At 68.2% G+C, this 11,595-nt stretch carries 11 protein-coding genes; 7 read left to right on the top strand and 4 right to left on the bottom strand.

Annotated features, from left to right (window positions below):
• Positions 1 to 709: DUF4185 domain-containing protein (locus VFY73_RS10425; RefSeq protein WP_329718356.1), on the top strand; the 709-nt coding region annotated here is incomplete at its 5' end.
• Positions 710 to 822: 113 nt separating this feature from the next.
• On the opposite strand, the gene hutU is transcribed toward VFY73_RS10425, so the two are convergent.
• Positions 823 to 2,523 (bottom strand): urocanate hydratase, encoded by a 1,701-nt coding sequence (gene hutU / locus VFY73_RS10420; RefSeq protein ID WP_329718354.1) that lies wholly within the window; start codon positions 2,521 to 2,523, stop codon positions 823 to 825.
• Between the two features lie 148 nt (positions 2,524 to 2,671).
• Complete coding sequence (locus VFY73_RS10415; RefSeq protein WP_329718352.1) at positions 2,672 to 3,643, bottom strand: hypothetical protein; 972 nt, start codon at positions 3,641 to 3,643, stop codon at positions 2,672 to 2,674.
• A 190-nt stretch (positions 3,644 to 3,833) separates the two neighbouring features.
• On the opposite strand from VFY73_RS10415, the gene hutC reads away from it, so the two are divergent.
• Positions 3,834 to 4,544 carry a histidine utilization repressor gene (gene hutC, locus VFY73_RS10410; RefSeq protein WP_329718350.1) on the top strand — a complete coding sequence of 237 codons (711 nt, stop codon included), beginning with the start codon at positions 3,834 to 3,836 and terminating at the stop codon, positions 4,542 to 4,544.
• Positions 4,541 to 5,125: a HutD family protein gene (locus tag VFY73_RS10405; RefSeq protein WP_329718348.1), complete on the top strand. Its 585-nt coding sequence runs from the start codon at positions 4,541 to 4,543 to the stop codon at positions 5,123 to 5,125. The genes hutC and VFY73_RS10405 overlap by 4 nt, the downstream gene beginning before the upstream one ends.
• 271 nt (positions 5,126 to 5,396) lie before the next feature.
• On the opposite strand, the gene VFY73_RS10400 is transcribed toward VFY73_RS10405, so the two are convergent.
• Positions 5,397 to 6,398, bottom strand: a complete 1,002-nt coding sequence (locus VFY73_RS10400; RefSeq protein WP_329718346.1) for a hypothetical protein — start codon at positions 6,396 to 6,398, stop codon at positions 5,397 to 5,399.
• A gap of 262 nt (positions 6,399 to 6,660) precedes the next feature.
• Here VFY73_RS10400 and hutI point away from each other — a divergent pair, with 262 nt between their 5' ends.
• From hutI to VFY73_RS10380, 4 genes are read left to right on the top strand one after another with little or no spacing between them, the layout of a single operon-like run.
• Positions 6,661 to 7,923, top strand: coding sequence for an imidazolonepropionase (gene hutI / locus VFY73_RS10395; RefSeq protein ID WP_329718344.1), 1,263 nt, complete (start codon positions 6,661 to 6,663; stop codon positions 7,921 to 7,923).
• 11 nt (positions 7,924 to 7,934) lie between these two features.
• A complete protein-coding gene (gene hutG, locus VFY73_RS10390; RefSeq protein ID WP_329718342.1) occupies positions 7,935 to 8,747 on the top strand; it encodes an N-formylglutamate deformylase in 813 nt (270 codons plus the stop codon).
• Positions 8,748 to 8,802: 55 nt separating this feature from the next.
• Positions 8,803 to 10,191 (top strand): formimidoylglutamate deiminase, encoded by a 1,389-nt coding sequence (locus VFY73_RS10385; RefSeq protein WP_329718340.1) that lies wholly within the window; start codon positions 8,803 to 8,805, stop codon positions 10,189 to 10,191.
• 50 nt (positions 10,192 to 10,241) lie between these two features.
• Entirely contained in the window at positions 10,242 to 10,631 is a 390-nt protein-coding gene (locus VFY73_RS10380) for a DUF805 domain-containing protein (RefSeq protein WP_329718338.1), read from the top strand.
• Here the strand turns inward: VFY73_RS10380 and VFY73_RS10375 are convergent.
• Positions 10,632 to 11,595, bottom strand: a 964-nt coding sequence (locus tag VFY73_RS10375; RefSeq protein ID WP_329718336.1) for a formylglycine-generating enzyme family protein, incomplete at its 5' end; no start/stop codon positions are given.

The raw sequence follows: 11,595 nt of genomic DNA, 5'->3' as shown, positions 1-11,595 counted from the left end.
GTTCGCCTCGCGCATGGCGCTGGGCGACGGTGGCGCGTTCAACTTCAAGCAGGTCGGCGTCGATCTGCTCACCGCTTCGGCCAGCGAAGACGCACCGTTCCTCGGCTTGTACAGCCGCAAGAACCTGCCGCTGTTCGCGCCGCGCAACGGCAACCTGGGCGAGATCGCGTTTGGCATCGCGACGATGCCGATGACCGTGCAGGCCGGCACGCCGAATCCGGACGGCTTCATCTACGTCTACGGCGTGCGCTCGGATGACTACAACAAGAAACTGCTGGTTGCGCGTGTCAAGCCCGATCAGATCACCATGCCCGGCAGCTACCGCTTCTGGAACGGCAGCACGTGGGTGACCGACATCAACGCGAGCGCGCCGGTGGCCAACCGCATGGGCGCCGAGATCAGCGTGACGCCGCTGGCCGACGGCCGCTTCCTGATCGTGCACCAGCTGGACACGCTCAGCGGCACGGTCGTCGTGCGCTACGGCGCCTCGCCGGTCGGCCCTTTCGGCAAGCCGATCCCGATCTGGCTGTGCCCGGAGGACAACCTGACGCCGGACACCTTCGTGTACGGCGCCAAGGCGCATCCGCACCTTTCGGCCCCCGGCGAGTTGCTGATCAGCTACCACGTGAACACGTTCGACTTCTGGGAGAACTTCAGCGCTGGTGGCAAGGACATCTACCGCCCGCGCTTCATCAAATTGCCGTTATGACGACACTCGGCGCCGGGGTACCGACGCCACCCTCCGAGAGGGTGCGCGGCCGCCTTGGGAGCGGCCCGGCGCCGGCCGCACCGCTGCGATGACGAAGTCGGCGTTGACTCGCATCACTTGATCATCGGCAGGTTCAGGCCGCGCTCCTTCGCGCAGGCCACGGCGTCCTCGTAGCCCGCATCGGCGTGACGCATCACGCCGGTGCCGGGGTCGTTCCACAGCACACGCTCGATGCGCTTGGCCGCGGCGTCGGTGCCGTCGCAGACGATCACGACGCCCGAGTGCTGCGAGTAGCCCATGCCGACGCCGCCGCCATGGTGCAGCGACACCCACGTCGCGCCACCGGCGGTGTTCAGCAGCGCGTTCAGCAGCGGCCAGTCGGAGACCGCATCCGAGCCGTCCTTCATGCTTTCGGTCTCGCGGTTCGGCGAAGCGACCGAGCCCGAGTCGAGGTGGTCGCGGCCAATCACGATCGGCGCCTTCAGCTCGCCGTTCTTGACCATCTCGTTGAAGGCCAGGCCGGCACGGTGGCGCTCACCCAGGCCGATCCAGCAGATGCGTGCGGGCAGGCCCTGGAAGGCGATGCGCTCGCCGGCCATGTCGAGCCAGCGGTGCAGGTGCTTGTCCTCGGGGAACAGCTCCTTCATCTTCGCGTCGGTCTTGCGGATGTCTTCCGGATCACCCGACAGCGCCACCCAGCGGAACGGGCCCTTGCCCTGGCAGAACAGCGGGCGGATGTAGGCCGGCACGAAGCCGGGGAAGTCGAACGCGTTCTTCACGCCCTGGTCGAACGCGACCTGGCGGATGTTGTTGCCGTAGTCGACGGTCGGGATCCCCATCTGCTGGAAGGCCAGCATCGCCTGCACGTGCACCGCGCAGCCTTGTGCCGCCTCGTCGCGCAGCTTGGCGTGTTGCGAGGCATCGGCCTGCGCGGCCTTCCACTGCTCGACGCTCCAGCCCACCGGCAGGTAGCCATTGACCAGGTCGTGCGCCGAGGTCTGGTCGGTCACCAAGTCGGGCTTGAAGCCGCCAGCCTGGGCACGCTTGACCAGCTCGGGCAGCACCTCGGCCGCGTTGCCGAGCAGGCCGATCGAGATCGCCTTGCCTTCGGCGGTGTAGCGCTGCAGACGGGCCAGCGCGTCGTCCAGGTCCTTGGCCTGCTCGTTGAGGTAGCGCGAGCGCAGGCGGAAGTCGATGCGCGACTGCTGGCACTCGATCGTCAGCGAGCAGGCGCCGGCGAAGGTGGCCGCCAGCGGCTGCGCGCCGCCCATGCCACCCAGGCCGGCCGTCAGGATCCACTTGCCCTTGAGCGAGCCGCCGAAGTGCTGGCGGCCGGCTTCGACGAAGGTCTCGTAGGTGCCTTGCACGATGCCCTGGCTACCAATGTAGATCCACGATCCCGCGGTCATCTGGCCGTACATCATCAGGCCCTTGCGATCCAGCTCGTGGAAGTGCTCCCACGTCGCCCACTTCGGCACCAGGTTCGAGTTCGCCAGCAAGACCCGCGGCGCATCCGCATGGGTGCGGAACACCCCCACCGGCTTGCCGCTCTGGATCAGCAGCGTCTCGTCTTCACCCAGCTTTTTCAGGCTGTCGAGGATCGCCTCGAAGCTGTCCCAGTCGCGCGCGGCCTTGCCGATGCCGCCATAGACCACCAGCGCATCAGGGTTCTCGGCCACGGCCGGATCCAGGTTGTTCTGGATCATCCGGTAGGCCGCCTCGATCAGCCAGTTGCGGCAGTGCAGCGTGGTGCCGGTGGGCGCCTTCACAGGACGAGCGGTGGCGCGGCGGGTGGGCTGGGACAGATCGGTCATGGGAGGGCTCCGTGTGGAAGGCCGGTTCGGCACGTTCGGCGATGGTGCGCATCCTACTTGTCTAGACAAGTCTGTGCAAGTAGGCCGAGAGCCGGCGAATCCAACAAAAAAGCCACCGCGTCGCGGTGGCTTTCGGTGGCCTGCCGGGTTACTCGGCTTGCGTGACGGGGGTCGCCACGAACGCTCGCCGTGCGCCGTGGTAGATGCCCGTGCCAACGATCTGCCCGCTGTCGTTGACGTCCCAGGCGACGTCCAGGACCGTCCAGCCGGCCGAAGACGCGTCAAGCAGCGACATCAGCTTGTAGGACTTTCCCTTCATCGACAGCCCCGCCTCGGCGGCAACCGTGCCCACCACTTCGTCACGGACATTCAAGGCCTTGGGCATGAATGGGTAGGACATCACCCGAGGCAGGCGACGCGGAGTGCCGTCGTTGATGAAACCATCGCCCCTCGTCAAGGTAGTGGCATAACCGACAATATGGCCCTTTGCATTGATGGAGATGCCCTCGCTCGATTGCTCGTCGGCGAGGCCAACGACCCGCCGGCTCGTTCCGTTTTCCCAGATCACGGCCACCGAGCCTGAATTGTTCTCGAGATAGGTCACTCCGACGACCTGTCCGAGGTCGTTGATACCGCGGCCCAAGCTCGCCCGATGGTTGCCGCCCCACGAGCCCAGGTCGGTCAGCGTGCCGTTCTTGTAGAAGGTCGCATGTGTCAGGTCGCCTCCCGCGGACATGGCCGACCCGGCGGCCTCGAGATGCCGGTTCAGCGCCACCAGGCCGCCGACACTCAACTCCTCGCGGGAACCGTCTGCATGCCAGATCACGTTGTAGTCAGAGACCTGGCCCAGGATGTCACCGGCACGGTTGATGTCTCGGATCCAGACATTCAGGTCACCTGCCAGACGACTCACCTTGCCTTTCGAATACTTGAAGGAGATGACCTGCCCATCCGAAGTCTCGCCCTGCCCCACGACGACGCCGCTGTTGTTGATGGCAAAGGCCACTGTCGGGGTAACCCTGGCGGTTTGAGGAATGACCTCGATCTTGTAGCCGGGCGCCGCCAAGGCGGCAACGGTCGACAGTGCCGCCATCGCGGCGGCTATCAGGGAACGCAACATTGGGATCTCCACGGTATTTGATGTAGTGTCGGACTGCGCAACACCAGCGTTTGCATGGTCCAATTCCATTAGCGCAGGGGACTCATCCTCTAGTCAATCCTCGGTGGCCGCCAGAAGGAAACATTCGGTACATCCCACTTGTCTAGACAATCGACTTGTATAGACAAGGTTGAATCGCTAGCATACGGCCATGACGCCCACCCGACTGGCCCCGTACGCACAAGTCAAGCAGTACCTGAAAGGGCGGCTGGCCGCGGGCGATTGGCCGCCGGGCGTGTTGATGCCCTCCGAGGCCGAACTGGTCGCGCAGTTCGGCGTCAGCCGGATGACGGTGAACCGCGCATTGCGCGAGCTGCAGGCCGAAGGGCTGATCGAACGGGTGCAGGGCGTCGGCACCTTTGCGGCGCAGTTGCACAAGGTGTCGTCGACGCTGACGCTGCGCGACCTGCATGAAGAAATCGCCGAGCGCGGCCACCACCACGAAGCTCGGGTGATCGCCCAAGAAGAGGTGCCAGCCACCAATGGTCTGGCCGGCCAGCTGGGCCTGAAGCCCGGCGCACCGGTCTTCCACACCCTGATCGTGCACCTGGAGAACGGCGTCCCGCTGCAGTGCGAAGACCGCTACGTCAACCCCGCCTGCGCCCCAGACTACCTGTCGCAAGACTTCACACGCACCACGCCGACGCACTACCTGTTCGAAGCCACCGCGCTGTGGCGCGCGCAATACTCGATCGAGGCTGGCCGCGCGACGAAGGACGAGGCAAAGCTGCTCGGCATTGCACCGACAGACCCTTGCCTGATCATCGTGCGCCGCACGTTCACCACCGACAGCGCGATCACCCTGGCCCGGCTGGTGCATCCCGGCACCCGCTATGGGCTGGAAGGGCACTTCACACCATGACGATCCACATCATCGAGTTGGGCCACATCACGCCACAGCCCTGGCGCAACGGCGGCGGCGTCACGCGCGAGCTGCTGGCCTGGCCGCCCGGATCGGGCGCCGACTGGCTGGTGCGTGTCAGCGTGGCCGACATCGACCGCGACGGCCCGTTCTCGCCCTTCCCCGGTGTGCAGCGCTGTTTCGCGGTGCTGGAAGGCGCAGGCGTGGTGCTTGACTTTTCCGGCATCGAGCAGACGCTGACCACGGCATCGGCACCACTGAGCTTCGACGGCGTGGCGGCGCCGGGCTGCCACCTGGTCAACGGGCCAACGCGAGACCTGAACCTGATGGCCCGTCACAGCGCCGGCACGGCCACGATGTGGGGCGCGATGCCCCACAGCGCGTGGCCCGTCGCAGGCCGCTGGCGTGGCCTCTACACCGCGTCTGCGGCGCGTCTGCAGGCGGATGACGGCAGCGCCTTGAGCCTGCCGGTCCACAGCCTCGCCTGGTGTGACGACGCCGGCACGGGGCTCTGGCGCCTGCAACCCGCCGACCCTTCGTCGTGCCGGGCATGGTGGATGAGCCTGCAAGCCACGGCCTGATCGACTCGCGTGGGCCGACGACCGTGCCGCTTCTGTGCTCTTCGGCAGCCCGGGCGATGGGCCGCACGATGCCTGACCTGAAAACATGATGCGATCGTTCAGCACCGAGCGGCAAAGCATGAGCCTCGCTCGCCTGAGGCACATGCCTGCGATCTCGCGTCAGTTCACCGGCTGTTCAACAAGGCCGCCGACCGCCGACCTCGAAGATCCAGCGGCACGCGAACCCGCATCGCACCGGCCGTCTGCCAGCCTCTCGGCTCTTTGCGTCGCGTCAGCGCGGAAGCGGCGTCGCGATGAACGCGCGCTCGGTGCACTCACGCTTGCGCTGGCCGACACCGACGATCTGGCCGGCATCGTTGATGCCCAGCGCGACGCTGAGTGCCTGCCATTCGGCACCGCTGTCGTCCAGCAGGTTCATCAGCCGGCGGGTCCGGCCGGCGCGTGTCAGCGATGCGATCCATTGGCCGTTCGGGCCGGTCAGCTTGCCCACCACCTCGGCCTGCCGGTTGAGCGAGAACACGGCCAGGTCCATCTCGCCGACCGTGGGCAGGGCCGTCATCTCGCCACCGGTGCAGATGAAGGCCGTCGAGTCGCAGTCGCCGTCGTCACTGCACCCCAGCACCTGGCCTCGCGCATTGATCGCGGCGCAGCGGCTGTCGGCGCCGCCCAGCGTGCCCAGGTCGAGCAGGCCCAGCAGCGGCTGCCAGACGAACGCGTGCACCTCACCGGACGCCAGCTGCGAATAGCCGCCCACCTGCCCTGCGTCGTTGACGGCGGTGGCCACACTGGAGGCACCGCCCAGCGTACCGAGGTCGACCAGCCGTCCGTCGCTGTACAGCGCGGCCCGCTCGTTCACGCCGTCGAAGCACGCGCTGCCGGCGATCTGGCCACGGTTGTTGATCGACGCGGCCCGGCGCATGCCGGCCAGCATCTGCCGCTCGTCGCCCAGCGGCCACCAGCACGCCTGGCCATCCAGCGTGCCGACCACGTCGCCGCGATCGTTCAGGCTGTGGCTGTAGGCGAAGCGGCCGCCGGGCAACAGGCGCGTCTGCCCGGCGAGGTGGATATAGGCAGCCCACTCGTCGTCGCCGGCATAGGCCACGCCGGTGACCCAGCCTTGTTGGTTGACGTCTTCGGCCGACACGGGCGTGTGGCCGCCGATGTTTGGCAGCGCGTCGATGCGGTACAGCGGCGCCGGGGCCGCCCGTCTGGCGTCAAGCTGCCGCGGCGGGCGCTCGGCAAGCGGCAGCGGATCTGCCCACAGGTTCAACATGGTTTTTTCTCCCTGCGAAGGCCGCCGCCCGAGGCCGGGGCCGGGTTCGGCATGCCACATGCGTTTGGCGGCTCCTGGATGCGTGGCCAGGCCTACCATGCCAGAGCGGTCGGCGGCGAGCATCGATGCGCTGTTCGTTCCACCGCGCATGCTAGAGGCGGCAGGATCGCAAAGTGACAGCTTTTGTTATTCCTCCCCGATTTCTCGTTAGCTTTGGTGACTGAACATGACAATTGACGACTTGAGTGCCAAGGCATCACACATGTCACACAACACCACCGCATGGCGGTGGTGGCGCGGGGCGCGGGTGGCCACGATGTCCGGCCAGCCTGGCAGCCCGGCCTGGGGCTGGTTGCCGCAGGGCGATTTGCTGACCCGGGGCGCCGAGATCGCCTGGATCGGGCCGTCGGCCGACGCCGATGCCGCCTTGCAGGAACGGCTGAACGCGCCGGAACGCGCCGCGCTGGAGCCGATCGACCTGCACGGCCTGCTCGTCACGCCAGGGCTGATCGATGCCCATACCCACTTGGTCTACGGCGGCCATCGCGCCCGCGAATTCGAGCTGCGCCTGCAAGGTGCAACCTACGAGGAAATTGCCCGCGCCGGCGGCGGCATCCGCTCGACAGTCGCCGCCACGCGCGAAGCCAGCGACGACACCTTGTTCGAAGCGGCTTTGGCCCGCGCCCGCACGCTGATGGCCGACGGCGTCACCACGGTCGAGGTCAAGTCCGGCTACGGCCTGAGCCTGGAGCATGAGGCGCGCTGCCTGCGCGCGGCGCGGCGCATCGGCCAGGCCTTGCCGCTCACCGTGCGCACCACGTCGCTGGCCGCGCACGCCTTGCCGCCCGAGTTCGAAGGCCGTCCCGATGACTACATCGATGCCATCTGCCAATGGCTACCGCAGTGGCACGCCGAGGGCCTGGTCGACGCCGTCGACGGTTTCTGCGAGCGCATCGCCTTCACGCCGGCGCAGATCGACAAGGTGTTCCATGCCGCTCGGGCGCTTGGCCTGCCCGTCAAGCTGCATGCCGAGCAACTGAGCGACCAGGGCGGTGCCGCCCTCGCTGCACGCTTCGCGGCGCTGAGTGCCGATCACCTTGAGTACTTGAGCGACGAAGGCATCGCTGCCATGGCCGCTGCCGGCACGGTGGCGATGCTGCTGCCTGGCGCCTACTACTTCCTGCGCGAAACCAAGCTGCCGCCGATCGCCGCGCTGCGCGCCGCTGGCGTGCCGATCGCGATTGCGACCGACCACAACCCCGGCTCATCGCCGACCCTTTCTCTGCCGCTGATGCTGAACATGGCTTGCACGCTGTTCCGGCTGACGCCGGAAGAAGCATTGGCCGGCGCCACCCGGCATGCGGCCACCGCACTGGGCCTGGGGCACAGCCACGGCCAGCTGCGCGCCGGCTTCCGCGCCGATTTCGCGCTTTGGGCGGCGGACCACCCGAACGAGTTGGCCTACCGTTTCGGCGAGCGCGCGGGCCGCGGCGTCGTGGCAGGCGGGCAGAAGATCTCAGCCTGACGGCAAACCCCATGGACGACACCTTGAACACCCCGAGCTTCACCCTCGCCCGCGGCACCCGGCCGCTGCTGGTCAGCCTGCCGCATGTGGGCCGCGAGATCCCGCCGGCCCTGCAACCGCTGTACACCGAACGCGCACTGCAGGTCGAAGACACCGACTGGCACCTGGACGAGGTCTATGCCTTTGCGCGCGAACTGGGCGCCAGCCTCATCGTGCCGGTGTATTCGCGCTTCGTGATCGATCTGAACCGCCCGCCCGAGAACACGCCGATGTACGCCGGCGCCAACAACACCGAGCTGTGCCCCACGCGCTTCTTCACCGGCGAGCCGCTGTACCGCGAAGGTTGCGCGCCGACGCCGACGCAGATCGACGAACGCCGCACCACCTACTGGCAGCCGTATCACCATGCCTTGCAGGCCGAACTGGCCCGGCTGAAGGCCGAGCACGGCCACGCGGTGCTGTTCGACGGCCACAGCATCAAGAGCGAGCTGCCGTGGCTGTTCGAAGGCAAGCTGCCCGATCTGAACCTGGGCACCGCCGAGGGCAAGAGCTGCGCAGCATCGCTGCGCGCGGCACTGACCAACGTGCTGGAAACCCAGACCGCCTACACCCAGGTGGTCGACGGCCGCTTCAAAGGTGGCCACATCACCCGCCACTACGGCCAACCCGGCCAGGGTGTGCACGCGGTGCAACTGGAAATGTGCTGGTCGACCTACATGCCCGAGACGCCGCCCTACCGTGTCGACCCCACCCGCACTGCGCGCCTGCAGCCGGTGCTGCGCGCGCTGCTGCAAGCAGCGCTCGACTGGACGCCCAAGGCATGAGCCGCCGGGCCGTTCCCAAGGCGAAATCCAGGGCGCGCAACGCGGAGGATGCCCAATGACCACCGACACCACCTTCTGGGCCCCCCGCGCCTGGCTGCCCGGCGGCTGGCGCGACGCCGTGCTGCTGGACATCGACGGCCAAGGCCGGTGGCAACGGGTGCAGCCCGACACGCCGGCGCCCGACGGCGTGGCCAAGCTGGCCGGCCCGGTGTTGCCCGGCCTCGTCAACGCGCACAGCCACGCCTTCCAGCGTGCCTTTGCCGGCCTGGCCGAGCGGCGCGAATCCGAGGGTGACGACTTCTGGAGCTGGCGCGACCGCATGTACCGTGTGGCCGGTGCGGTCGACCCGACGATGCTGCGCGCGATCGCCGCACAGCTTTACAGCGAGCTGCTGCGCGGCGGCTACACCCAGGTCTGCGAGTTCCACTACGTGCAACACCAGCCGGACGGCCAGCCCTACCCCGAGCGCCACACGATGATCCAGGCGCTGATCGATGCGGCGGCCGATGTGGGCATCGGTCTGACGGTGCTGCCGGTGCTGTACGAACGCGCCGGCTTCACTAGCCCCAAGCTGCGGCCGGACCAGGCGCGCTTTCACCTGGGCGCCGACGCGGTCTGGGCCGCCGCGCAAGCGGTGCAGGCGCAGGCCCACGCGCGGCTGAACGCGGGCGTGGCGATCCACTCGCTGCGCGCCGCGGCGCCCGAGTCGATCCACCGCCTGCAGAGACTGACCGAGGGCTTCAGCGGCGCCATCCACATCCACGTGGCCGAGCAGCCGGCCGAAGTGCGTGACTGCCTGGCCGCCACCGGCCTGCGCCCGGTCGAGTGGCTGGCCGAGCAAGGGCTGCTCGATGCGCGCTGGCAGCTGGTGCACGCGACCCATGTCAACCGGGCCGAGATCATGGCGGTGGCCCACTGCGGCAGCACCGCGGTGATCTGCCCCAGCACCGAAGCCAACCTGGGCGACGGCCTGACCGACATCCCCGCCTGGCTGAAAGCCGGCGTGCCGCTGGCCATCGGCTCGGACAGCCACGTGACCCGCGCTTGGCGCGAGGAATTGCGTTGGCTCGACTACGGCCAGCGCCTGAGCCTGAAGTGCCGCAACGTGGCCGCCGCGCCCGAGGCCGGCCAGCCGGCCACGGCAGAGCGCCTGTGGCAAAGCGCGCTCACCGGCGGCGCCAGCGCGTGCGGCGAAGCGCTGTGGGGCATCCACCCCGGTGCACGCGCCGATCTGCTGGTGGTCGACCTCGGCGACGCGAGCCTGGCCGGCATCCCGCCGAGCCGGCTGCTCGACGCGCTGGTGTTTTCCAGCCCCGGCCGACCCTGGCGCGATGTGATGGTGGCCGGCGACTGGGTCGTGCAGGACCACCACCAGCGCGGCAGCAGCGAACGACAAACCCGTTTCGAGGTGGCGATGCAACAGCTCTGGGTCGACACGCCCTGAACCACCGGCCCGCCGCGCCCGGCGCGGCGCTGGCGTGGAATACTGGCCGGATGTTCACGCTGCCGATCCACCACACCCCGCCGCTGCTGGTCGAGGACATGACGCCTTGGCAGCTCTATGGGGGGCTGCGCGGCCGGATCAACCGGCGCAGTTTCTGGCTGCACGGTGTGCTGGCGTTGCTGCTGGTAGGTGGGGTCGCGGTGGCCTTGCTGGAAATCGCCGGCCTGCACCCTGACCGCGCCGAAACGCTGGCCAACCTGCTGATCGCCTGGCCGGCGATCACGATCTCGGCCAAGCGCTGGCACGACCGCGACCGGGCCGCCTGGTGGGTGCTGATCACCCTGGTGCCGCTGATCGGGCAGCTGTGGGCGCTGATCGACAACGGGTTCTTGCCGGGGACGCGAGGAGAGAATCGGTTTGGTGCGGAGCCGCGGCGTTAGTTAGGCGGGTGGGGTGGCCTGAGGCGGGACCAGCGCCACCCGAAAGCCGATGGTGTCGTCGTGCTCCCAAGGCATGTGGCTGACGCGAACGCCGCAGCGCGCGTCGTCGAGAGAGCTCTGCCATGAGCCACCGCGCAAGGCCATGCCGGGCTGTGCGCTGATCTGGCCGCCAAGGTAGCGAATCGGCGCGGCCGATTCGATTCGGCGTGCGGCGCCGGCAGCGTCGGCAGGCAGCAGAAAGTTGTCCATCCACTCCCAGACATTGCCTGCCAGGTCGAACAGGCCCAGCGGGTTGGGTGGGAACAGCCCGACGGCAGAACTGTGGCCCAGACGGGCCACGTCGACGTTGGCCAGACCCACCGGCCCGATGACCGACCTGGCTTCCTCGTCCCACGGAAAGTCTCGCGCGTCGGCCTGCTGCAGGCTCTTCGCTCGCACCGCACGCTCCCACTCCAGCTCGGTCGGCAGACGAACGCGGTGGTGCGAGAGACCCGCATTCACCAGATCCGGACGCAGCTGAAGCCCCAGCCAGGCGGCGTAGGCGCGAGCCTCATACCAGCTGACGCCCACCACCGGGTGGGTCGGCGCCGTGCGTTGCTCGGCCCAGCGCCAGGGCAGGTGCCGCAGCGCGACAGCGCGTGGCGCCATCGCTGCGCCACCCAAGGTCGTGGCGGCGAGCGCATCGAATGCACCCATGCGCCAGGCCAGGCCATCGCCATCCCACAGGCTGTCGTCGGCATAGCCGCCATCGTCGACGAAGGCTCCGTACTGCTGCACGGTGACCAGCGTGCGACCGAGGAAGATGTCGGTGGCCGGCAGGGGAGGCTCGGTGGGTGAGGTCTTGCCACGCGTGGTGATGCGCACGAAACCAGGTACGGGCTCTTCTGTCGGCGTGCTCGTGCGCAGCGGCTCATCGTCGGACGGCCGCACCTGCGCTCGCCGCCGCGGCAACCAGGCCAAGTCG

The sequence above is a fragment of the Ideonella sp. genome (assembly GCF_036277275.1).
In the GTDB taxonomy this organism is placed as follows: Bacteria; Pseudomonadota; Gammaproteobacteria; order Burkholderiales; family Burkholderiaceae_C; genus Ideonella.
Note: the sequence above shows the minus strand (reverse complement) of the source record. Positions and strands in the feature narration are given on the sequence as shown.